This window comes from Flagellimonas sp. (assembly GCF_965233845.1).
In the GTDB taxonomy this organism is placed as follows: Bacteria; Bacteroidota; Bacteroidia; order Flavobacteriales; family Flavobacteriaceae; genus Flagellimonas.
Map to the genome: position 1 here is coordinate 3,564,017 of NZ_OZ247584.1, position 22,378 is coordinate 3,586,394.

The following is a 22,378-nucleotide window of genomic DNA, read 5'->3' on the forward strand; positions in this document are numbered from 1 at the left end:
TCCTATCCCTTTAACCAGGCATTTCTCAATTCTTTTTGGGATGCGGTTGCTTCTGGGTTTTCCAACAATGTTTTGGCCTTCGTATAAGAAGGTGTGGTGGTTGTACTGATCAAAACTTCCTGTCCTTCCCGCAATAGCACCACTTCTATTTCTTTACCGGGTTTCCACGAAAACACCTCACCAAAAACTTGGTTTGCATTGGCCAAATTCACCTCGGTACCATTAATTGATTTGAACAAATCATTGGGTTGTGCCCCATTTTCGGCCCAGAAACTGTTGTTGGTCACCAAGTCATTAAACTTAATTCCACCCTTTTCACGGTCGGCACCAACAATCAGGTTTCCTGCATTTTGGATGTAGTTGGTCTTAACCTCGGCTTCCCCAAAGTGCAGTCCAACTTTCTCAAAGAATGCATCATAATCAATGGGCGTTGTACCCACCACATGCGTGTTCAGGAATTCCCCAACGGCAGGATAAGTCATCGCCGTAATTTCAGCGACCAGATTGTCATCAACAAATGGTTTGTTTTTTCCATACTTTGCAGATAATTCTGCCATAAGGGAGCGAAGACTGCGTTGACCATTGCTGTTTTCCCGCATTAAAATATCCACACACATGCCTATAAGGGCTCCCTTTAAATAAACGTTGGCATAGTTTTCTTTGTACGGGCTTTCCAATATGTTCTCACTCATTTGGGTAAAACTCATGGAATCATCATAATTGGATCGGGAGCCATTTATTTTTTGGGTCGTTCTGGAAAAGTACTCAGGCTCGTCAATTAAACCTTCATACACCTGGAAATGCTGCGCAAAATATTCGGTTACCCCTTCATAAAGCCATAAATGCTTACTAAAAGTAGGTTCGTTGTAATCAAAGTAATGGACATCCTCAGAATGTACGGATAAAGGAGTGACGATATGGAAAAACTCGTGCGCCACAACATCTATCATGGACTCTGCCAAAGCCTCTGGTTGCATATTTTCAGGAAGTACAACCACGGTTGAGGTATGGTGTTCCAAAGCTCCAAATCCTTTGGGAGAATCTTCTTTTTCAGTATCGGAGAGGTACAGTAGAACGTCATAACGGGGGGTACTGTCCAAATCTCCCAAATATTCTTTCTGGGCCAACATCATTTTATGGACCGTTTCCTTTATCTCTTTGGCCGTATGCACTCCATTAGGAGAGAAAACACTCAATACAATTTTGATGTCACCCACCATAAATTCTTCCACTTCAGTTTCTCCATACATCATGGGGTTGTCCGTCACCTCAAAATAGCGATTGGCATAAAAAACAGAGGTTGTGGTCTTGCCATCTTCACTTTTGGAGGTGTTGATTTCCTGCAGCGGCGAAGTATAATTAAACGTATCGGGAGCGGTAATTCCAATTTGATAGGCGTTATTTTTAAGGGAATCAAAATAACCCACAAAGCCATGAAGGTTGAGCATTACCTGTTTCGGTTCAATGTTGGTCCCCGAGGGTGAAAATGGCACCTCAGCTCCTATACCTCCTTCAATTTCTTGGTCAAAAGTGTCATTGACCCAATAGGTTATTTTGTCAAGGTTTTGGGCGTTGGCGAACACCCAGGTATTCGTGTCTTGTTTTGTTCCTGCCAATTCATTGCCATCATAGTCCATCCCTTTCAGTCCCTCAATGTATTTTCCAAAATCGGACACGGCATAGGTTCCTTGAACCACTCTTGGCAATCTGTAAATCACAGTATCACGCACAAACCTTCCCGGGTCAATGGTAACCTCTACCTTGTCGTTCTCGAGATTCACCAAATCCAAGTGGGCCATGATGGGGTTTTGGGTTGCTAAATCATTTGATATGTTCTTGGTTTTGCAAGACATGGCCAGTCCTGACAAAATCATCAGTATAAGAAACCTTTTCATTCTTTTACGTTTTTAAGATTAATGATAAGCGAATATAGTTAGAAAAGCACTCTGATGCTGATTGGTAACCGAAAAGGAAGATTCGTTACATATCCAACCACTTTTTAAAGTTGGTGGTCCGTTCCCTGGACACAATTACCTGTTCTTCTTCCTTTGGAAGAAGTTTTAACAACAAGCGACTGTTAAAGTAACTATGGATTTCGACCACTGCCTTGACGGAGACCATAAATTTGCGGTTGATCCTAAAAAAATGAATGGGATTCAATATGTTTTCCAGCTGGTCTATGGTGTATTCAATAGGATAACTCTGTCCTGCGTGGGTATACAAACATATCATTCCCTCGTGCGATTTGAAAAAGGCAATATCCTCCACATTAAATGACCTAAACTGATTGCCCACCTTAACCATAAACCGATGTTTGTATTCCTTATGGAACAATTGTTTAAGATGTTCCAGATTCTCAGTGGAACCGCGGCCATTTTGGGTCACATTTTTTTTGAACTTCTCCAAGGCCGTTTTCAAATCGGCCTTAACAATGGGTTTAAGTAAATAATCCACCCCATTGTATTTAAAGCCACGGATAGCAAACTCATTATAAGCGGTAGTAAAAATTACGGGCGGATGATCGTCCATACCATCCAAAATGTCAAATCCGTAGCCGTCGTTAAGCTGAATGTCCAAAAAGACCAGATCGGGAAGTGCGTTCGATTTAAACCATCGGATTCCAGTTTCCACAGAGTTGATGTTGGCCAAGATTTCAATCTCGGGGGCCAGCTCTCCCACCAATTTGGTCAATCTTTTGGCTGCAAATTCCTCGTCTTCTACGATTACTGCATTCATATTAAGAAATAGCTATCAGATTCATGTCGGTAACTTCCTTATCCAACAAGGGAATGATCACTTCAAAGAAATCCGCTTCCTCTCTGACCAAAACCTGTTTATTGGTATAGTAAGAATATCGCTTTTTAATGTTCTTTAATCCCAATTGGGTGGTTTCTTCCTTTAGCTTTCTTTTTCTAAGGTTATTCCTAACCGCCAAGGCATCATTACCAATAGTTGAAATTTGGATTTCCAAGGGTTTCTCCTTACTGTAGTAGTTATGTTTCAGTGCATTTTCCACCAGCATTTGGACCGATAAGGTGGGTATGAGAAATTGCTCAGATGACTTTTGGATTTCCGATTTGATGACCACAGCATCCCGATGTCTTACGTTCATCATAAAGACAAAGGCATCCAAAAAACCCAACTCTTTTTTTAAGCTTACCAGATCTTGTTCCCGATTATCCAAAATATAGCGATAGCTAGATGCCAATCGGGTCACAAAGTCCGAAGCCAAGTCCCGATCTTCGTACATCAAAGAAGTAAGCGTATTTAAACTGTTGAACAGAAAATGGGGGCTTATCTGGTTCTTCAATGAGCTGTATTTGGAGGCCAGCATTTCCCGCTTCAGGTCTTCCATCTGTTTGGCGAGCTCTTCCCTTTGGGTCATGGAAAAATGGAACATATTAAAGAAAATCACGGTTAAGCCCAGTAAAGCGGCCCTGAAGAAATCCGTAACAAACTCCACTGGCGGAGGGTCATCACAAATAATCCCCCAACGCTCCCTAAAAACAAACAAGCCCAAATAATAAATCAAAGCCGTTAACGGGGCCAACAATGCCATATTTTTTCCAATGATGATCAAACTACTTCTAAAATCAAGCCCTCCTTTCAATCGTTGTTTTCTCAGGAGCCAATCGTTGGTCTCCCAAGTAAACATGAACAGGAAAAATGCCGTTACATAATAGAAAATACTGGTAGGATTGAACAAGCCCTCTACCATGTCATCATCTTGTTCCATGGTCGTTTTTATTAGAAAAAAGACCACATTGATCACCAGCAACCTGAACAGTATTTTGTATATCCTCTTTTTCTTCAACGTAAAATCATCTGGGTGTAAAGATACACATGCATGGGTCTTCCCATCGAAATCAACCCATTGAACCGTCAATAATCCCATTGAATTGTCAGGAACCAGTCTTATTTGGCCAAACGGGGATCAAAACCTTTCCATTGAGACTTAAGGGGTAGAATATCAGTTCAGCAAGCAAATAAGCAATTCACCCATTGTGCCACCAGACAATTCACAGGTTTCCAAGACTTTCGGGGAAACAAAAAAATAAACCCATCATGAAAAAAACCATTTTGGCCCTAGTGTTGATGATTTCCTCCTTGGCATTGGCCCAAACAGGAGTTATTAAAGGAGTTGTTTTGGACAAACAATCCGAAAGCCCATTGGAAGGGGCCACTATAGAGCTGCTCAACGTGGATGTAGCTACAGGCGTAATTACCGATTTTGACGGTCGATTTACCTTAAAAGATGTTCCCATTGGCAGGCAAAGCATCCGAATAAGTTATTTAGGCTACGAGAATTCCTATGTACCCAATATTGAAGTGACCACGGGCAAGGATGTACAGTTGAACATTACTTTGACTGAAAGTTTCAACACCCTGACCGAAGTGGTGGTGACCTCAAACTCCAACTTGGACAGGCCTAAAAACAAAATGGCAACGGTATCCGCCAGGCAATTTGGCATAGAAGAAGTAGGTCGCTTTTCTGGTGGTCGGGGAGACATTGGAAGGTTGGCTGCAAATTTTGCTGGGGTCTCCGCACCAGATGACAGTAGAAACGACATCATTATCCGTGGAAATTCCCCTACTGGCCTGCTTTGGCGCATTGAAGGAATTCCAGTTCCCAATCCCAATCACTATTCCAGTGCCGGAACAACGGGCGGTCCAGTATCCGCCTTGAATCCCAACATGCTCAAAAATTCGGATTTTATTACATCAGCATTCCCTGCGGAATATGGCAATGCCATTGGTGGGGTTTTTGACATTGGCTTGCGAAATGGGAATACGGACGATTATGAGTTTGCGGCTCAAGTAGGTGCATTTTCCGGGGTGGAAGCCACGGCGGAGGGCCCTCTGGGCGATAAAGGTTCTTTTTTGGTTGCAGGAAGGTATTCGCTTGTCGGTTTGATCGGGTCGGCCGGGGCGGGTACCTCCGCTAACCCAAATTATGGGGATTTCTCCTTCAATCTGAACTTTGGAAAGGGCAAATTGGGAAGTTTATCCTTGTTTGGTATTGGAGGAACTTCGGATATTGAATTTTTGGGTGACAATATTGAAGCGGACGACTTATTTGCAGCAGTAGATGAGGATGCCTACGTGGAATCCGGTTTTGGGGTCATTGGGGTTAAACACACCATTCCCTTCGGAAAAAAGTCTTACTTAAGAACCGTAGCTGGGTTTTCCACTTCTTCCAGCAAGTATACTGCCGATCGTTATTTTGGGAAGGACACCCCACAAGAAACCCTTCTGCTGTATACCAAGGATGACGAAAAGGAAAATCGGCTTACATTTTCCACCCTTTTCAACTCCAAAATCAATAATAAGATAACCTTTAGAACTGGACTTCTATACGAAAACCTTGCTTTGGATTACAGCAATCAAGATCGTGAGGAACAAGCTGATTTGGATAGCGATGGTTTTTCCGATTTGGTAACCTTGATAGAAATGGATGAAAGCCTGGCCCTGTATCAACCTTTTGCCCAAGGTCAATTTCGACTATCCAAAAAGCTCACCTTGAATGCTGGCCTGCATGGACTATACAGTGACCTGAACAAGCAGTTTGTGATGGAACCAAGGGCAGGACTAAGTTTTGAGGCCAATGACAAGCACCGATTCAGTTTGGGCTATGGCCTGCATTCCCAAAACAATCCGACACCTATTTTATTTTTGAATGAAGAGATCGATGGTACCCCAGTGCAATCCAACAGGGATTTGGAATTTGTGAGAAGTGCACATTACGTCTTTGGATATGATGTAAAACTAGGGGATAAATGGCGAGCCAAGCTGGAAGCCTATTACCAAGACATTGATAACGTTCCTGTGGATCGATTTGCCTCCAGCTACTCCACCCTGACCGAGGGGGCCGATTTTGGATTTAGTACAGATGCCATTGACCTGGTCAACAACGGAACCGCTTCCAATCAGGGTGTTGAGCTGACTTTGGAAAAGTTCTTTAGCCAGGATTACTACATGCTGCTGACCTCCTCGTTCTACCAAAGTAAATACACCGGTAGCGATGGTATAGAACGCAACTCTCCTTTCAACAATGGACAGGTTGTGAATTTGCTGGGTGGTAAGGAATGGGCCGTTGGTAAATCCAAAAAGAACAAGTTCTTTGCAGATACCCGAGTTACCTATTCAGGAGGAAGATATTATACCCCAATAGATCTGGAAGCCTCCAGGAATATGGGCTATGAGGTATTATTTGATGATTTGGCCTACAGCCAACAATACGACAGCTATTTTAGGTGGGATGTAAAGCTTGGGCTTAAGATAAACAGCAAAAGCAAAAAGCAGTCGCACCAGTTTTACGTGGACATGCAGAACGTGACCAACAAAAACAACATCTTTTCCAGAAGATACAACAGGCTCACCAACAATATTGATCGGGAGGACCAAATAGGTTTCTTCCCGGATTTTGGTTATCGTTTTCAGTTTTAGTGTTGAAAAACCCCATGGTAAACCATGGGGTTTTTATCATTCTTTTTTGACTTTATCCGGCATTCCTTTGGGTAGTAGCTGGGGTTGACGAAATTTCATAGCTTTATGACACTATTTAATTTGCCCTTTGGGGTACAGATAAAAAGTCGCATTTGTCTTTTTTAGATCCAGAATTTTCCAAAATAACATCCTACGTTTCACAGCGGGATGCCCTAAATCCCAAAGTGTCCAAAGTGGATGTTGCCTGGCATTTGGACCATATTCTAAAGACCGTTATTGTTGTCTGTAAATCTTTGGAAGTTTCCAAGCCGGAGGACTATAAATCCAATTTTAATTTGACCAGAACCATCATCTACCTATGGGGAGATTTTCCTAGAGGAGTAGCCAAAGCCCCTAGGGTGGTAAGACCTCCAGACGCTATCCAGACCGACGACCTCCATCTCCAAATTGCTACTGCCAAAGAAGGCTTAAAAACAATCCAGGGTTTGGATGAAAATGCCCATTTTGAGCATCCCTATTTCAGCATTATCAATAAAAAACAAAGTATCCGGTTCCTAAAAATCCATACCCGACATCATTTAAAAATTGTCAGGGACATCATTAAAAACACATAGAAAACAAGTTAAGCACATGAATGAACGTTGGTTCGAAATAACAAATGTCAACACGGTGGATTCCCCCTCCATTGCTTTATACAAACAACATTTACAATTCAACATTGGTCATATGGTCTCTTTGGTAGATGGCCAAACGGACAGGCTTATGCCGCATATCAAAACGAATAAAATGCCAGAAGTGATGAAAATGCTACTGGCATCCAACATCACCAATTTTAAGGCTTCCACCATTTCCGAAGCAGAAATTGCGGCTGAGGTCGGGGCGACGTCCGTTTTGATCGCACATCAATTGGTAGGGCCCAAAGTGAACCGTTTTTTGGATTTGAGCCTCCATTTCCCCAATACCCAGTTTTCTACTATCCTGGACTCCATTGAAACTGCGAAAATCTTGAATGAGGAAGCCACCAAAAAAGGGATAAGCACCCAAGTATATATTGATGTGAACAACGGCATGAATCGTTCTGGAATAGAGGCGGGTCAAGGCTTGTTGGAATTGGCCGCGTTTATTTCCACTTGCGCCTCTCTTCATCTCATGGGATTGCATGTGTACGATGGGCATTTAAGAGATAATGATTTTAATCAACGAAACCAAAAAATTGAAACAGGATTGGAAGAAGTTTTGCATTATTTTGAAACCTTGAAGCAAGAAAATCCCAAACTTAAAATGATCTGTGGAGGCACTCCCTCTTTCACCTCCCATCTTCTGGACAAAAGTAGAATTACCAGTCCGGGAACCTGTGTGCTTTGGGATCTGGGCTATTCTGAAAAACTTCAAGAACAGGAGTTCAAATATGCGGCCCTTGTGGTTACCCGAATTATTTCCAAACCTACTGAAGGTATCATCACAGTGGATATGGGGCATAAATCCGTAGCCCCGGAAAACCCATAGACAAACGCATAAAATTCCTTAATCTGAGTGATTATCAACTGCTTTCACAAAGTGAAGAGCATGGCGTGATCAATGTTTCGGATTGGGATCAATTTCAAATAGGGGATGTGCTTTATGGAGTGCCCTACCACATTTGCCCAACCATCAACCTTCATGATGAGGTCTCGGTTATTGATGGTGGACAAAAAGTAGATTCCTGGGAAATTACCGCCCGGAAGCGAAAGCTCCAGTTTTAATCTTATTCGGACATTTCCAGAAATCGAGATAAATCGTGATAGTAAAAGTTGCGTTCATCATTCATGGACACAAACAATCCTTTAGGAAAGTTCTCGTTTAAAGGAACCGTAACCACATCGCAACCATCAGTTTCCAGGGTGGTCAAGTTGACTGCTTTTACAAACGAATTGTCTTTTCTGGAAAAAATATTGAACTCTCCCAACTGCTGGTTGGAGACGATTAGGTAACCCTCACCATTCGGATACTTTGCTATCGCAATTCCTTCAATATCCTCCAAGAAAAGTTGCCCGCCAAAACAGGACAATTCCTCATTTCCCTTGTTGGGTTCTGCATGGTACTTTCTGATACAGACCCCTTCGTCCGAATAATAGATGTATCCAAGCTCATCATCCACAGCAATGGCCTCAATCTCTTTTTGTCCACTGAACTTGCCAAACTTACGGGCCAACCTTGCTTTAACACTGCCATTGACAGCCTCCAATGCATATTGATAAAGGTATCCATCACTGGGGCCCGTTTTCCTGCCCACCACGGCATACATGGTAGCATCCACTGGGGATTTATACAGACTTATGCCCATGGGCAGTTTCTCATCAAAAGTCTTGGCATCCTCAAAAACGGGAAAACCTCCTCCATCCAATGGGGTCATATCAGGAACCGAAAACACCCGTATCTGTTGTTTTTCCCTTTCGGTAAAAACCAAAATGTCAACCAAAGTGGAGTCGTTGAGTTTTAGGCCATATTCCACGTCCACATTATTGGGTCTTTGAATATTTAAAATGCATTTATCCTTGATGATCCTCCCATCCAAATCAAAGGCATAAATGCCTCCGTTGGTTTCCTTATCTGTTCCAAAAACAATGCTTTTGGAGGCGTCTTGAGGGTTCACCCAAATGGCGGGATCATCCGTATCGTTGATGGTGGTTTCTGTAATTACATCAGGTTCTAGAGGTGGTAGGGTGCTTTTGGTGGAACAGGCCACCAATGTCAAGATGAAAAAAATTGAAAGAATATTGAATTTCATAGAAACAAATTAAGACAAAAGCCGCCCAAAGGGCGGCCTTAAAGACATTTACTTTGGTAGGTTACTTTTTGAACAAGTCGTATTTCAATCCAAACGTCAATCGTTTTTCATAAAACTCCACCTGTTGCGTACGGTTTTTAACACCTTGATAGTACCGCAAAGGTTGATTGGTAAGATTGTTCAAATCTGCATATAGTCGCAGGTTTTTGTTAATGGTAAATGAAGCGTTCAAGTCCACAAAGAACTGTTTATCGTAGTATCTATCCTCAAATGCATTGCCTCCCAGTTCATCTATATAAGCATCTGAAAAGTTGGTTGACAGACGAATACTGAACTTTTTATCGGCATATCCCAAAGATCCGTTGAACATGTTGGGTGCCGTTCCTGGCAGGTCAATATCCTCCCGAATTTCATCTCCGTTTCGGATGCCATCCGTAGAAGAAGTCAATAAGGTATAGTTGAGATAGATGCTAAAGTTTTTGGCAAAACCTGGCAAGAAATCCAATTGTCTCTGGAAAGCAACTTCGGCCCCAAATATGGAAGCGCTATCCCCATTCAAAGGTTGAAAGAGATCAAATCCTGTGGCCGTATCCTCAGACAGGGAGACATAGATAAAATCTTTGATGTCCTTATAAAATATCCCTCCAGATATTATCCCCACTGACTCAAAGTAGTGTTCTGCTGCCAAATCAAAGTTCATGGAGGTAGTAGGGTCCAACTCGGCATTTCCGGTCTCTACTTCCTCATCCTCGTTGATCACATTTCGGAAGGGTACCAAATCCACATAGTTGGGTCTGGCAATAGTGTTGGTCCACGCAAAACGCAATACAGTGTTGTTGCTTGGATTGTATTTGAAGTGCACGCCTGGCAAAAAGTTGGTATAGGAACTTTCATCCCTGATCTGGTTAAAGCTGTCAAAATCGCCCTCATCATCAAAAACAACCTCATTACCTAAACTGTTGATTTTGGTATTTTCCACCCGAAGACCTGCCAGCATGGACAATTCATCCGACAATTTTTGGTTGGTCATGATATAACCCGCGTAAACTTTCTCGTCCACATCATAATTTCCGGCCAAAAATTCGTCCTGGACTGCAGTAGTGTCAAATAACGTATTATCCGAAAAATTCAGGTCCCCTAAAAATTCCGGGGAAACGAAATTGCCCGCAGCATACTGGCTTCCTGCCAAGAAATCGGATTTGGTATAGTCCCTTGTTTCCACATCGGCCAAGCTTTCAAACCCACTGATGGGTTCAGCTTCTGTAAAATCATTGTCCCGTACCTTATTTTTGGACTTATATCTTCCGCCAAACTTTAGTGTTCCATCCCCGGCTCCAAAAAGGTCCAAGGGCAATTCAAAGTTCAAGAAGGCGTTAATATCTTCTTCTTCCGTAAACTGGTTTTCTTCGGTAAACTCTTTCAATTCAAAATTGACCAAGGTGGCGTCCGCCGCGTTTGAGGGTCTAAAAGACGGATATCTAGGATTGTTCAAATCGGCATTGATTCCAATGGCATCACCAATTTCATATTCGGCATATCTTTCGTTGGGGCGCTCTTCGGAGGCTTTGGCAAAAGATCCCATCCAATCCATTTTTAGACTTCCGAATAAATGGTTACCTCCCACGCTATAGTTCTGCATACGCTGGTCTTCCAGACGTGTGTTTTTGGTTCGCCCTCCAGGAATTCCCCCTTTGGTCTGTCTTCGGATTTCGCCTTCATAACCCACAATGTTTTCGGTTCCATCAGCAAAAACCGGCTCAATACTTCTAAAGCGCAAACGAAATCTGTTTTCGCGGTCATCCCTCCAATTGTACATGGTTTTGATGAAAACGGTGTTGTTGGCATCAAAAGCATAATCCACATTGGCGGAAAAACTTCTGCGGATACGTTGTACCAAATAGGTTCTAATATCCGATTCCTCCACAAATGGATTCACATCAATATCTTCTTCTGTCAAGGGGCTTTCGGCTTCATTGACCCATTCCGCCTCCACATTGTCGGAACCAAAATCAACATTGTTATAGGAGGCAGCAACCATCCAACCAAATTTTTTGTTTTTGGAACGGTCACCCAACAAAAAACTACCATTATATATAGGTTCATCATTGATCAAACTAACCCCTGACCCCAAGGTTGCAGACAATCTGAAACTCTGCGGGGACGAACGGGTAACCAAATTGACTGATCCTCCAAGGGCATCACCATCCATATCAGGAGTCACGGCTTTGTTCACCTCAATGGTTTGAATCATATCTGAAGGAATCAGGTCCATCTGTACATTTCGGTTGTCACCTTCGGCAGATGGAATTCGGCTACCGTTTAATGTTACGGAATTTAACTGGGGAGCCAATCCGCGGACAATGACGTTTCTGGCCTCTCCTTGATCCACCTGCATGGTGATTCCGGGGATTCGCTTAACGGCATCTCCAATGTTGGCGTCGGGGAACTTTCCAATTTGATCTGTGGAGACCACATTGGTGATGTTCAAGTTTGTTTTTTGGGTATTTAATGCCTTGGCTTGGCCGCTTAATCCGTAGGCGGTCACCTGTACTTCCTGCAATTCTACATTACTCGGGTTCATGATCAGGCTTACTACGGTGGTTTCACCAGCTACAACGTTCACGTCTTGTTGAATGGGGGCAAAGCCCAAATACGAAATTTGCAAGTTGTGGGTCCCCTCTGGCACATTTACCAAAGTGAATTTGCCATCAAAATCTGTAATGGCTCCCTTGCCCAGGTCTGAAATGAGCACATTGGCGCCAGGTACATAAATCCCATTATCATCGGAAATGTTTCCTTGGATATTTCCTGTTTGGGCATAAAAGGATAAGGGAATAAAAATCAGGGTAAAAATCTGTAAATACTTCTTCATTTTCTAAGTGGTTGATTCAGACCACAAAGAAATTGGATATCGCCGGAAAAGGGGGTTAGCTAATTTTTAAGAATACGTAATGTTTAGCACTAGTAAGGAAGTATTTTAAATTGGCTTAACACTGGGCTAACAAAAAACCCCCACTTAGAAGTGAGGGTCTGTACATTTTTTTACCTAAAGTGTTATGCTTCAAAAGGCTCTATGGAAACAAATGACTTTCCACCTGCTTTTTTCTGAAACTTAACAATACCATCTACTTTGGCATGTAGGGTATGGTCTTTGCTGGCGTATACATTTTCACCAGGATTGTGCTTGGTACCACGTTGTCTAACAATGATGTTACCGGCAACAGCGGCCTGTCCACCAAAAATCTTTACACCAAGACGTTTCGATTCTGATTCTCTACCGTTTTTTGAACTACCTACACCTTTCTTATGTGCCATGATATATAAATTTTAGTTCTTTATCTTATTTGTTAAGCGCTTCTATCAATTCCGCTTTTTTCATGGAAGAAATACCTGCAATTCCTTTTGCCTTGGCCATTTCTTTCAACTCTGCCACTGTTTTGGAGCTTAAATCCTCAGCTGGTTTTTTGGCAGTTTCCTTTTTTGGAGCGGCTTTCTTTGGAGCTTCTGCTTTAGCCGCTGCTTTTTTGGGCTCAGCAGCTGGCTTTTCAGCTTTTGCTTTAGCAGGGGCAGCTTTTTTAGCTCCCTTGGCTACAATACCTTCCACCACAATTTCGGTCAAGGACTGTCTGTGTCCATTTTTAACACGGTATCCTTTACGTCTTTTCTTTTTAAAAACGATTACCTTGTCTCCTTTTAGGTGCTTAACTACTTTGGCTTCAACAGCCGCACCTTCTATGACTGGGGCGCCAACAGTTACGTTACCTCCGTCATCCAAAAGAAGAACTTTATCAAAAGTCACTTTTTTACCTTCCTCGGTCTGCAAACGGTGAACGTACACTTTCTGGTCTTTTGCAACTTTGAATTGCTGCCCTGCCATCTCTACAATTGCGTACATAATGCGTTAATTAGATTATTTTATTTTCGCGTTGCTAAAATTAGCGGGTGCAAATATACTGCTAAATCCTTAATCTACAAGTAATCTTGGGGCAATTCCCCATTTATTTTTTAAGATTGTTGGAGGTTTTGAACAACTGCATAAACGATAAGGTAAGAACCAAGGTTGTTGCAAAGCCCATAATAGCCACAGTGAAGAACACTATGCCCTCAAAATTACTGTAATCCTTGGACCAAACCTCCGAAAGATCACTTAGAAAAGTACTACTCAATTCTGTGGAATAAAACGCAAAGAATATGGTGAACAGCAAGGTGGCGATAAAACCCGTTGTAACACCTGCTGTAAATCCCTTACCATAGGTAAACGACTTTCCTTCCCGCATTTTGGTGTATTTGATGGTCTCATAAATGCCAAATCCGGTTATAACCCCATTAAAAAGACTAAAGAAGACATTGGTATGCTTTCCCATTAGTGCCAAAATGAGGAAATACGCCATCAAACAGGCGCTGGTTACGATGCCAAACCGGATGGGGAGGGTGAGATTTTTCATTTTGCTAATTTTTTGGGTGGATCCTTAATTTACTGAATGTTGACGACTTATCCCACAAATTCTTTTTAAAAGACTCTTTGGGAGTCCCAATCTTCTGATAACTTTATTCTATATTTAACGTAACATCGATCAAAAATTCCACACTAATCTTTTTTATACATATAAACGTACTTTTTGATATGAAACAATATATTGCAATGGCACTGTTCCTCTTCACTGCCGGAAACTTAATGGTAGCCCAACAAGTTTCCTTTGAGGAATATGACCTGGACAATGGGCTACATGTGATCTTACACCAAGATAATTCGGCTCCAGTGGTTACTACCGCTGTAATGTACCATGTGGGCTCCAAGGATGAAGACCCAGAGAAAACCGGGTTTGCTCATTTCTTTGAGCACTTATTGTTTGAAGGAACCAAAAACATAAAACGGGGAGAATGGGATAAAATAGTGGCTTCCAATGGAGGTAGCGGAAACGCCAACACCTTTTTAGACCGAACCTATTATTACGAAACCTTCCCTTCCAACAGTTTGGAAACCGGGCTTTGGTTGGAATCTGAACGCCTAATGCACCCCATTATTGGACAAGTGGGAGTTGACACCCAAAAGGAGGTGGTCCAGGAAGAGCGCAGATTGCGTGTGGACAACTCACCTTACGGGGCGTTCTTTGAGGTGCTGTTAAAAAATCTATACACCAAACACCCGTATCGATGGGGCGTTATTGGCTCTTTGGATCATTTAGCCAGTGCAACCCTGGACGATTTCAAGAATTTCAACAAGACTTACTATGTGCCCAACAATGCAGTTTTGGTGGTAGCTGGGGACTTTGAAACTGCCAAAACAAAACAAATGATCTCGGACTATTTTGGTCCTATTCCAAGAGGGGCCGAAATCCAAAGAAACCAGGTAGTAGAGGATCCCATTGTAAATACCAAAAAAGCAACCTATCACGATCCCAACATTCAAATTCCGGCCATATTGCTGGCTTATAGGACACCGGGGCAGGCAGAACGTGATGCCTACGTAATAGATATGATCTCTACTTATCTCAGTGATGGGGAAAGTTCCAAGCTTTACAAGAAATTGGTGGATGAAAAGAAAATAGCCCTTCAGATTTTTTCAGTCCCCATAGTTGCCGAAGATTACAGTTGTTATGTGGTAGGTGGATTGCCTGTTGGGGAAAATTCCATTCAGGACATTAAAAATGAGATTGATGCCGAAATCCTCAAAATCCAATCTGAGCTGATTTCCGAAAAAGATTATCAGAAACTCCAGAACAAGTTTGAGAACAATTTTGTCAATGCAAATAGCAGTATTTCTGGAATAGCCAATTCGTTGGCCGAAAACTATATGCTGCGGGACAACACCAATTTGATCAATACCGAAATTGAAATTTACCGCTCCATAACCCGGGAAGAAATTATGGAAGTTGCCAAAAAGTACCTCAAGGTGAACCAAAGAGTGGAGTTAGCGTATTTACCAGAACAAAAAGATGCCAATTAAAATGAAAAAGTATATTGTTTTTTCCATACTGTCCATGTGCGTGGTATTTTCCCATGCCCAAATAGATCGCAGCAACCCACCCAAACCTGGGCCTGCTCCAGAAATCAATCTAAAGGAACCTACAAGGTTTGAATTGAACAATGGATTAAAAGTAATGGTTGTTGAAAACCATAAACTCCCAAGGGTATCCATGCACCTGACCATTGACAACCCACCAATTTTACAGGGAGGCAAAGCTGGGGTAGCAGCCCTAACTTCCAGCCTTTTGGGAAAAGGGTCCAAAACTATTTCCAAAGAGGATTTCTATGAAGAAGTCGACTTTTTGGGAGCGAGTATCAACATTGGCGACCAAAGTGCCTCGGCCAGTTGCCTGTCAAAGTACTTTCCCAGAATCCTGGAGCTGATGGCCGATGCGGCCCTAAATCCCAATTTTACCCAAGAAGAGTTCGACAAGGAAAAGGATCGCATCCTTACCGGAATCAAATCAGAGGAAAAGGATGTGTCCGCCATCGCAACAAGGGTGCAGTTGGCGCTAGCCTACGGAAAAAACCATCCTTATGGGGAAATCACCACGGAAGCTACAGTGAACAACGTTTCCCTAGTGGATGTAGAGCAACATTATCGGTCTTGTTTTGTGCCCGCCAATGCCTATTTGGTTATTCTGGGGGATGTGGATTTTGAAACTGCCAAGGAACTGGTGACTACCTATTTCACCCCTTGGTCCAAGGCCACACCACCATCTTTTAGCTATGCAAAACCGACAGATGCCCAATACAACCAAATCAATTTTGTGGACATGCCCAATGCTGTACAATCCGAAGTAGCTGTGCAGAACATTACCGAGCTTCAGATGAAAGATGAGGACTATTTGGCCGCACTTCTTGCGAACAGAATTTTAGGGGGTGGTTCACAAGCCAGGTTGTACAAAAACCTTAGAGAGGACAAGGGCTATACCTATGGGTCCTATTCTGGAATCCGTGCCAATAAATACAGTCCCATGCGTTTCAATGCCTTTGCACAGGTTCGGAATGTGGTTACGGACAGTGCTGTAGTGCAAATTCTAAAGGAAATAGATAGTATTGCCCACCACCCTGTTTCCGAGGAGGAATTGGCCAATGCCAAGGCCAAGTACGCTGGTAGCTTCGTTATGGCATTGGAAAAACCTGAAACGGTGGCCAATTATGCCTTAAACATCCAGACGGAGGGTCTACCTAGCGATTTTTATAAAACGTATTTAGAGCGAATCGATGCCATTACCAGAGAAGATGTGCAGAAGGCCGCCCAAAAATATTTCTCCACCAGCAACGCCAGGATCGTGGTTACCGGCAAAGGCAGTGAAGTCCTGGAAAATCTTGAAAAGGTGTCTTTCAACGGTAAAAAAGTGCCGGTGCTGTATTACGATGCATACGCATCCAAAACAGAAAAGCCCGACTATTCCGCTCCCTTACCTGAAGGAGTAACCGTTACATCCATCCTGGAAAAATATATGGAGGCCATTGGAGGTAAATCCAAATTGGAGAACGTGGAATCCTATGCCTTGACCGCGGAAGCAGAAATGCAGGGAATGACCCTGGAACTTGAAATGAAGAAGACCAGCAGCTACCAATTTATGCAGGACATCAAGGTTATGGGCAATTCGGTTCAAAAGCAGGTGTTGGACGGTGACAAAGGATATGCCATGGCCCAAGGTCAACGAAAAGACCTAACGCCAGAGGAAATTGAACGAATCAAGGAAGAATCCGCAGCTTTTCCAGAACTCAATTATCTGGCAGCCGGGAATATCACAGTGGAAGGGATAGAAGCTGTTGGAGACAAAAAGGCATACAAACTTAAAATCACTGAAAATAAGCATTGCTACTATGACGTGGAGACTGGGCTCAAGCTGCAAGAAGTGAGTATTGAAGATGTCCAAGGACAGGCCATGACCAATACTTTAGCATTTGATGATTACCGAGAAGTATCGGGAATTAAGTTCCCTTTCAGTATGAGACAGACATTTGGGCCACAGAATTTTGAGTTTGTGGTCAAGGAAATCAAGGTCAACGAGGGAGTAAGCCCCTCGGACTTTGAATAAAAAGTCTTTTTTCAAAATTTAATAGGGCGCTCCATTTTGGGAGCGTCTTTTTTTGAAATCAATTAATCGCTAATTTTGCATTTCTAAATCAGCCATCCTTTGAAACGGTTTGCCGCCCATTGGTTTGTACTTCTTTACTTTTTGGCCATGTTACGGCCGGTAATTCCGTTGGCAGAATATATTATTTACGAAGATTATATTGCCGAATTTCTCTGTATCAACAAGGAAAAAAAAGAACTCGAATGTCAAGGGAAATGCTATTTGATGCAACGACTTTCGGAACAAAACGAGGAAAAGAAGCAAAATCTTCCAAAAATTGCCATGGAGGAATATCCTATTGGATTTGTGGAGCTCTTGAACTATACCAAGGATAAAGTCCAAAATGCTCCAATTCAAAACGAGTTTGACTATCACAACCATTACACCTATTTGTACATTCCTTTCAATTTTCATCCGCCAAGTACGCTATCCTAGTAAATAGTGTATCATACAAATTTTTTAGGCGAATCAATCTTCGCCAAAACTTCAATTTCAATAAGGATGAAAATATATTTTTCGGCCCTGTTTCTAGTGGTCACAACTGCATTTTATGCACAAGAAACCAATAATCAATCTTTAAAAAGGTCTGCGAGAAGGCCGGACGGACACGCTCCCATTTCCACCATGGGAGATCATATGCATGGGAAGGGAGAATGGATGTTCTCCTACCGCTATATGTACATGAATATGGATGGGTTAAGAGCTGGAACGGATGATGCAACCACAGCTGACGCCCTTGCAGATTATATGGTTACTCCGACCACAATGCCCATGAACATGCACATGTTGGGCGCCATGTATGCTCCAAGTGATAAGGTAACCCTAATGGTCATGTTCAATTATCTAAATATGGAAATGGACCATCTAACCCGAATGGGGGGTACGTTCACTACTGAAACGAGTGGATTGGGGGATATCAATGTATCGCTGATGTACCGTTTTTTTAATAAAAACAGACAGAGTCTGCACGGGCAGCTGGGTATTTCCATACCTACAGGAAGCGTTACGGAAAGTGACGTAACCCCGGCATCAGCCCCCAACGAAACAGAACTTCCCTATCCCATGCAGATTGGAAGCGGAACCCTTGACCCATCTTTGGCCTTAACCTATCTTGGGCAAGGAGAAACAATTTCTTGGGGAAGCCAACTTAAAGGTATTTTCCGTTTTGGAAAAAATGATAGAGAATACCGATATGGAAATAAATACAGTTGGAACAATTGGTTGGCCATTAAAGCTGCTAATTGGATCAGCTTTTCCGCCAGGCTGGAAGGATTGGTCATAGGAGAGCTTGAAGGTGCAGACCCCAATCTCAACCCTATGATGGTCATTACGGCAGATACCAACAACTCTGGCGGCACTTTTTTGAATGGCGGACTAGGGTTCAATATCTATGTCCCCTCCGGATCTTTGAAGAATTTAAGGCTTGGTTTTGAACTGGCCTCCCCTCTTCTCCAAGATTTGAATGGCATTCAATTAAAAAACAAGGAGACCTTGACCTTCGGGATTCAGTATTCCTTATAGTATATTACAGGGGCGCATTGCGCCCCATTTTACTTTGCTTATGACTAAACGAAAAATCATACAGTACACCAGAAAATGGCATCGCTATTTAGGTGTTGCTTTGGGAATTCAATTTTTGCTCTGGACTCTTGGAGGCCTTTATTTTAGCTGGACGAATATCAAGGAAATTCGCGGAGAGCATCTAAAGGAAAAACTCCCTTTCCCTCAGTCGTCCATAGATATGGTCTCTCCCAATGTATTTCTTAATTCCCATTTTAAAAGTTCAGATTCTGTAGTGTCGCTGGAATTAATCAACATTCTGGACGAGCCAATTTATAGGGTCATTTATACCTCACAAATGGAAAAAAAAGCCCGATTGTTCCACGCGTCCAGCGGAAAACCAAAAGCTTCATTATCTGAAAAAGAGGCTATTCTGGTGGCTATGGACGGTTTAAACAAACAAGCCGGGGTGACGGAAGTAGAATATCTTACAACTACAGGCAAACATCATGAATATCGAGGTAGACCATTGCCCGCTTATGCCATAAGCTTTGCCAAACCCGTGAATACTACGGTATATGTTTCCAAAGAATATGGGGATATCCAAACCTTCCGAAGCAATACCTGGAGAGCCTTTGATTTCTTTTGGATGTTACATACCATGGACTATGAGGGTCGTGATAATTTTAACAACTATCTACTAAGAGCTTTTGCTCTTTTTGGGTTGTTCACCATTCTTTCCGGCTTTAGTTTGTATATTTTTACATCAAGAATTTTTAGAAAAAAAAGACATAAATGAAAAAACATATTTTCTTGGCAACACTAGCATTGTTATTGACCGTTGCCTGTAAATCAGATAAAAAAAGTGCAGATGGAGTTTCACAAATGGACCAAGTAATGGCCATTCATGATGAGGTGATGCCCAAAATGAGCACCTTGGGCAAATTGGTCGGGGAGCTAAAATCCAAAGTGGACACCACGGAAACGGGCCAAGCCTATGAAGCCGCAATGCGGGATCTTCAAGCCTCACACAACTCCATGATGGATTGGATGAAGGGATTTGGAGACCGTTTCAATTCCGATGAAATTCTGAACGGCAAGGAACTCACGGAGCAAAAACAAAAGTGGTTGGATGAAGAGGAAGTCAAAGTCAAGGCACTGAAGGAGCAGATAAACACCAGTATCGCCAAGGCCGAAGAGCTTTTAAAGAAGGAATAGGGATTATTTCCAACGGAGCGTTTCCATAATTCTTCGGATATCCTGTTGCAGATATACTGCCGCAGGAAGAATGGAGTCGTAATTGGGTTTAGCGTAAAAATACAGGGAGCCCGTCACAAAGTGGTTGGTGCTGTCCGTCACATAAAACTGTGATTGGGAGGCGGCGTTCCCGCTTACCTCATAGAACATCCCATATACTTTATCTTCTGGGTTTATAAAAGGCTGTTCCACGATATTGTCCGCCTTTACCACATGCTCATAAGATAGCTTTTGGGCATCGGTAAGTAAGGTCTTTAGGTTGTCCTGAACGGGTTTATACGTAATGTATACAGAGCCATTCATCATGGGGTAGTCCAAAACCAAGGAACAGTCTTTATTTTCCTTGATAACGGACAAGGTATTTTGGTCAAAAGTATAGTGGCAATCGTTGGACGATGGGCCATAGGATGCCTCTGGATATGTAAGGCGCAGCAAGGCATTGGGTTTGGGCAAGACATCATCCTTGCAGCCCATCAAAAATGTAAACAGTGCTAAAAATACCAGCCAATTATGCTTCATGGGGGAGTGTAACTTTTATCCGTTTCAATCTTTTCTTATCCAAGCTTTCCACTAAAAATTCGTAGTCTTTGAACCTTACCTTTTCCCCTCTTCTGGGAAAACTGCCAGAAATCTCCAGCACAAAACCGGCTATGGTCTCTGATTCCCCCTTTTTGTTCTCAAAATCTTCTTCGTCCTCAATCTTAACTACCCTGTAGAAATCCTTCAGGGCTGTTTTTCCCTCAAAGACATAATTGAAATCATCCAATTTGGAAAAAATAAGGTCCTCGTCATCAAATTCGTCACTAATGTCCCCAACAATTTCTTCAATGATATCCTCCAAGGTCACAATTCCGGACGTTCCACCATATTCATCAACCACAACTGCCAAATGGTTCTTTTTGTCCTGAAATTCCAGCAAAAGGTCATCCAGCTTTTTGTTCTCCGGCACAAAATAGGGTTCCCGAATTAAGGACATCCAGTTAAAACTCTTTCTATCGATGTAGGGAAGAAGGTCCTTCACATACAAAACGCCCAATACGTTATCCATATTTTCCGAAAATACCGGAATCCGGGAATACCCATTTTTCTTGATTTCTTCCAGCACTTCAGGGAATTTCATCTTCTCATTGAGAGCAAAGATGTCGATTCTAGGCCGCATTACCTGCTTGGTATCGGTGTTTCCAAAAGTCACAATCCCCTCCAAAATCTTTTGTTCCTCCTTGGTAGTATCCCCTTCCGAAGCCAACTCCAATGCTTGCGATAAATGGTCCACACTGAGGTTGGATTTCTCCCTCCCCAATTTTTCGTGCAAGTATCCTGTGGCAGTGCTCATGGGAGAACTAAAGGGGGTAAATAAGGCATTCAAAATGCGGATTGGTACCGACATGAATTGGGAAAATTGAACACGATTGCGATTGGCATAAATTTTTGGAAGAATTTCCCCAAACATCAAAATCAGAAAAGTGGCCACGATCACCTCTAAAAGAAAGCGTACCGAAACCACTCCAAACAACACTTGGTCAATATTGGAAAATATGGTATTGCCAATGGAACTAAAAAGAAGTACAATTCCAATATTAATGGCATTATTGGTAATAAGGATGGTAGCCAAAAGCTTTTTGGGCCGATTCAATAAACGAACAATTAGTTTGTCCCTGGAACTGTCCGATTCCCCCATTTCATTCAAATCTGTTTGTGAGAGTCCAAACAGGGCAACTTCTGCACCGGAAATAAGTGCGGAGCATATCAGCAGAAACAACAGTACAATCACTTTCGCGGTGAACATACCATTAAAGATAGTCAAGAAAAACGCCAAACAATAGGGCTCGGGATCCAATTTCTACAGGTTTATGCTAAAAGTTAGAACGGCAGGTCGTCATCCTGGTCCGTTTCTTCGGCCGGAGCAGGCTCCACCGATTTCATTGGTGCCGATTGCGGTGCCATCTGCGGATTTTGCTGGGCGTTCTCCATACCTGCCTGTCCGGTAGGCAGGCTTTCCTTTTTGGTGGACAAAAAGGTAAAGTCCTGTACATGCACCTCAGTAGTGTATCGGGTATTCCCATCTTCTCCTTGCCATTGCCTGTTTTTCAATCGGCCTTCCACATAGACTTTGTCCCCCTTGCTCAAGTACTTTTCGCAAATTTCGGCCGCCTTGTTTCGTACCACAATATTGTGCCAATCCGTATTGGTGACTTTTTCACCAGTTGTACGGTTGGTGTAAGTTTCATTTGTGGCCAATGGGAAGCGTCCTACGCATCCCCCGCCTTCAAAATAATGGACTTTTACCTCATCTCCCAAATGCCCGATCAGCATCACTTTATTCAATGTTCCGCTCATAACTCTTTAA

The 22,378-nt window shown here is 42.6% G+C and carries 21 protein-coding genes; 10 read left to right on the forward strand and 11 right to left on the reverse strand.

From position 1 onward, the window contains the following. Window positions 1-2: 2 nt before the first annotated feature. The 3 genes from ACO6S0_RS15860 to ACO6S0_RS15870 all read right to left on the reverse strand — a co-directional run bounded on the left by ACO6S0_RS15860 (window position 3) and on the right by ACO6S0_RS15870 (window position 3,895). On the reverse strand, window positions 3-1,895 hold the full coding sequence (locus ACO6S0_RS15860; RefSeq protein ID WP_422349291.1) for a peptidase M61: 1,893 nt from the start codon (window positions 1,893-1,895) through the stop codon (window positions 3-5). A gap of 85 nt (window positions 1,896-1,980) precedes the next feature. Then, entirely contained in the window at window positions 1,981-2,736 is a 756-nt protein-coding gene (locus ACO6S0_RS15865) for a LytR/AlgR family response regulator transcription factor (RefSeq protein WP_422349292.1), read from the reverse strand. Window position 2,737: 1 nt separating this feature from the next. Then, the gene (locus ACO6S0_RS15870; protein ID WP_422349293.1) at window positions 2,738-3,895 is read right to left on the reverse strand and encodes a sensor histidine kinase; all 1,158 of its coding nucleotides are present in this window, start codon (window positions 3,893-3,895) and stop codon (window positions 2,738-2,740) included. 170 nt (window positions 3,896-4,065) lie between these two features. On the opposite strand from ACO6S0_RS15870, the gene ACO6S0_RS15875 reads away from it, so the two are divergent. The 4 genes from ACO6S0_RS15875 (at window position 4,066) to ACO6S0_RS15890 (ending at window position 8,189) form a co-directional block, all read left to right on the forward strand. Beyond that, a complete protein-coding gene (locus ACO6S0_RS15875) occupies window positions 4,066-6,447 on the forward strand; it encodes a TonB-dependent receptor (protein ID WP_422349294.1) in 2,382 nt (793 codons plus the stop codon). Between the two features lie 152 nt (window positions 6,448-6,599). Then, window positions 6,600-7,061: a DUF1569 domain-containing protein gene (locus tag ACO6S0_RS15880; RefSeq protein WP_422349295.1), complete on the forward strand. Its 462-nt coding sequence runs from the start codon at window positions 6,600-6,602 to the stop codon at window positions 7,059-7,061. A 16-nt stretch (window positions 7,062-7,077) separates the two neighbouring features. Further along, window positions 7,078-7,953: an alanine racemase gene (locus ACO6S0_RS15885; RefSeq protein ID WP_422349296.1), complete on the forward strand. Its 876-nt coding sequence runs from the start codon at window positions 7,078-7,080 to the stop codon at window positions 7,951-7,953. 65 nt (window positions 7,954-8,018) lie between these two features. Further along, entirely contained in the window at window positions 8,019-8,189 is a 171-nt protein-coding gene (locus ACO6S0_RS15890; RefSeq protein WP_422349297.1) for a hypothetical protein, read from the forward strand. Between the two features lie 2 nt (window positions 8,190-8,191). On the opposite strand, the gene ACO6S0_RS15895 is transcribed toward ACO6S0_RS15890, so the two are convergent. From ACO6S0_RS15895 to ACO6S0_RS15915, 5 genes are all read right to left on the reverse strand, one after another. Continuing rightward, entirely contained in the window at window positions 8,192-9,214 is a 1,023-nt protein-coding gene (locus ACO6S0_RS15895) for a phytase (protein WP_422349298.1), read from the reverse strand. Window positions 9,215-9,275: 61 nt separating this feature from the next. After that, window positions 9,276-12,086, reverse strand: a complete 2,811-nt coding sequence (locus ACO6S0_RS15900; protein ID WP_422349299.1) for a TonB-dependent receptor — start codon at window positions 12,084-12,086, stop codon at window positions 9,276-9,278. A gap of 182 nt (window positions 12,087-12,268) precedes the next feature. Further along, window positions 12,269-12,529 (reverse strand): 50S ribosomal protein L27, encoded by a 261-nt coding sequence (gene rpmA, locus ACO6S0_RS15905; protein ID WP_138837476.1) that lies wholly within the window; start codon window positions 12,527-12,529, stop codon window positions 12,269-12,271. Between the two features lie 25 nt (window positions 12,530-12,554). Then, window positions 12,555-13,109, reverse strand: coding sequence for a 50S ribosomal protein L21 (rplU, locus tag ACO6S0_RS15910; RefSeq protein WP_422349300.1), 555 nt, complete (start codon window positions 13,107-13,109; stop codon window positions 12,555-12,557). Window positions 13,110-13,212: 103 nt separating this feature from the next. Next, window positions 13,213-13,659, reverse strand: a complete 447-nt coding sequence (locus tag ACO6S0_RS15915; protein WP_422349301.1) for a DUF4199 domain-containing protein — start codon at window positions 13,657-13,659, stop codon at window positions 13,213-13,215. A 179-nt stretch (window positions 13,660-13,838) separates the two neighbouring features. Between ACO6S0_RS15915 and ACO6S0_RS15920 the strand changes: the two genes are divergently transcribed. The 6 genes from ACO6S0_RS15920 to ACO6S0_RS15945 all read left to right on the forward strand — a co-directional run bounded on the left by ACO6S0_RS15920 (window position 13,839) and on the right by ACO6S0_RS15945 (window position 19,992). Beyond that, on the forward strand, window positions 13,839-15,161 hold the full coding sequence (locus ACO6S0_RS15920) for a M16 family metallopeptidase (RefSeq protein ID WP_422349302.1): 1,323 nt from the start codon (window positions 13,839-13,841) through the stop codon (window positions 15,159-15,161). Window position 15,162: 1 nt separating this feature from the next. Continuing rightward, window positions 15,163-17,235 (forward strand): M16 family metallopeptidase, encoded by a 2,073-nt coding sequence (locus tag ACO6S0_RS15925; RefSeq protein WP_422349303.1) that lies wholly within the window; start codon window positions 15,163-15,165, stop codon window positions 17,233-17,235. A gap of 99 nt (window positions 17,236-17,334) precedes the next feature. After that, on the forward strand, window positions 17,335-17,709 hold the full coding sequence (locus ACO6S0_RS15930; protein WP_422349304.1) for a hypothetical protein: 375 nt from the start codon (window positions 17,335-17,337) through the stop codon (window positions 17,707-17,709). 66 nt (window positions 17,710-17,775) lie between these two features. After that, window positions 17,776-18,795 (forward strand): transporter, encoded by a 1,020-nt coding sequence (locus ACO6S0_RS15935; RefSeq protein ID WP_422349305.1) that lies wholly within the window; start codon window positions 17,776-17,778, stop codon window positions 18,793-18,795. 40 nt (window positions 18,796-18,835) lie between these two features. Next, window positions 18,836-19,573: a hypothetical protein gene (locus ACO6S0_RS15940; protein ID WP_422349306.1), complete on the forward strand. Its 738-nt coding sequence runs from the start codon at window positions 18,836-18,838 to the stop codon at window positions 19,571-19,573. Next, window positions 19,570-19,992: a hypothetical protein gene (locus ACO6S0_RS15945; protein WP_422349307.1), complete on the forward strand. Its 423-nt coding sequence runs from the start codon at window positions 19,570-19,572 to the stop codon at window positions 19,990-19,992. The genes ACO6S0_RS15940 and ACO6S0_RS15945 overlap by 4 nt, the downstream gene beginning before the upstream one ends. 3 nt (window positions 19,993-19,995) lie before the next feature. Here the strand turns inward: ACO6S0_RS15945 and gldD are convergent, their stop codons facing one another. From gldD to ACO6S0_RS15960, 3 genes are all read right to left on the reverse strand, one after another. Then, the gene (gene gldD, locus ACO6S0_RS15950; protein ID WP_422349308.1) at window positions 19,996-20,550 is read right to left on the reverse strand and encodes a gliding motility lipoprotein GldD; all 555 of its coding nucleotides are present in this window, start codon (window positions 20,548-20,550) and stop codon (window positions 19,996-19,998) included. Then, complete coding sequence (locus ACO6S0_RS15955; RefSeq protein WP_422349309.1) at window positions 20,540-21,817, reverse strand: gliding motility-associated protein GldE; 1,278 nt, start codon at window positions 21,815-21,817, stop codon at window positions 20,540-20,542. The genes gldD and ACO6S0_RS15955 overlap by 11 nt, the downstream gene beginning before the upstream one ends. A 74-nt stretch (window positions 21,818-21,891) precedes the next feature. After that, window positions 21,892-22,368: a single-stranded DNA-binding protein gene (locus ACO6S0_RS15960; RefSeq protein ID WP_422349310.1), complete on the reverse strand. Its 477-nt coding sequence runs from the start codon at window positions 22,366-22,368 to the stop codon at window positions 21,892-21,894. Window positions 22,369-22,378 lie beyond the last annotated feature (10 nt).

Bases quoted from the DNA above. Each gene is read 5' to 3' on its own strand.
- ACO6S0_RS15860 (WP_422349291.1), bottom strand. From the start codon at position 1,895: ATGAAAAGGTTTCTTATACTGATGATTTTGTCAGGACTGGCCATGTCT.
- ACO6S0_RS15865 (WP_422349292.1), bottom strand. From the start codon at position 2,736: ATGAATGCAGTAATCGTAGAAGACGAGGAATTTGCAGCCAAAAGATTG.
- ACO6S0_RS15870 (WP_422349293.1), bottom strand. From the start codon at position 3,895: ATGGGATTATTGACGGTTCAATGGGTTGATTTCGATGGGAAGACCCAT.
- ACO6S0_RS15875 (WP_422349294.1), top strand. From the start codon at position 4,066: ATGAAAAAAACCATTTTGGCCCTAGTGTTGATGATTTCCTCCTTGGCA.
- ACO6S0_RS15885 (WP_422349296.1), top strand. From the start codon at position 7,078: ATGAATGAACGTTGGTTCGAAATAACAAATGTCAACACGGTGGATTCC.
- ACO6S0_RS15895 (WP_422349298.1), bottom strand. From the start codon at position 9,214: ATGAAATTCAATATTCTTTCAATTTTTTTCATCTTGACATTGGTGGCC.
- ACO6S0_RS15900 (WP_422349299.1), bottom strand. From the start codon at position 12,086: ATGAAGAAGTATTTACAGATTTTTACCCTGATTTTTATTCCCTTATCC.
- rpmA (WP_138837476.1), bottom strand. From the start codon at position 12,529: ATGGCACATAAGAAAGGTGTAGGTAGTTCAAAAAACGGTAGAGAATCA.
- rplU (WP_422349300.1), bottom strand. From the start codon at position 13,109: ATGTACGCAATTGTAGAGATGGCAGGGCAGCAATTCAAAGTTGCAAAA.
- ACO6S0_RS15915 (WP_422349301.1), bottom strand. From the start codon at position 13,659: ATGAAAAATCTCACCCTCCCCATCCGGTTTGGCATCGTAACCAGCGCC.
- ACO6S0_RS15920 (WP_422349302.1), top strand. From the start codon at position 13,839: ATGAAACAATATATTGCAATGGCACTGTTCCTCTTCACTGCCGGAAAC.
- ACO6S0_RS15925 (WP_422349303.1), top strand. From the start codon at position 15,163: ATGAAAAAGTATATTGTTTTTTCCATACTGTCCATGTGCGTGGTATTT.
- ACO6S0_RS15935 (WP_422349305.1), top strand. From the start codon at position 17,776: ATGAAAATATATTTTTCGGCCCTGTTTCTAGTGGTCACAACTGCATTT.
- ACO6S0_RS15940 (WP_422349306.1), top strand. From the start codon at position 18,836: ATGACTAAACGAAAAATCATACAGTACACCAGAAAATGGCATCGCTAT.
- ACO6S0_RS15945 (WP_422349307.1), top strand. From the start codon at position 19,570: ATGAAAAAACATATTTTCTTGGCAACACTAGCATTGTTATTGACCGTT.
- gldD (WP_422349308.1), bottom strand. From the start codon at position 20,550: ATGAAGCATAATTGGCTGGTATTTTTAGCACTGTTTACATTTTTGATG.
- ACO6S0_RS15955 (WP_422349309.1), bottom strand. From the start codon at position 21,817: ATGTTCACCGCGAAAGTGATTGTACTGTTGTTTCTGCTGATATGCTCC.
- ACO6S0_RS15960 (WP_422349310.1), bottom strand. From the start codon at position 22,368: ATGAGCGGAACATTGAATAAAGTGATGCTGATCGGGCATTTGGGAGAT.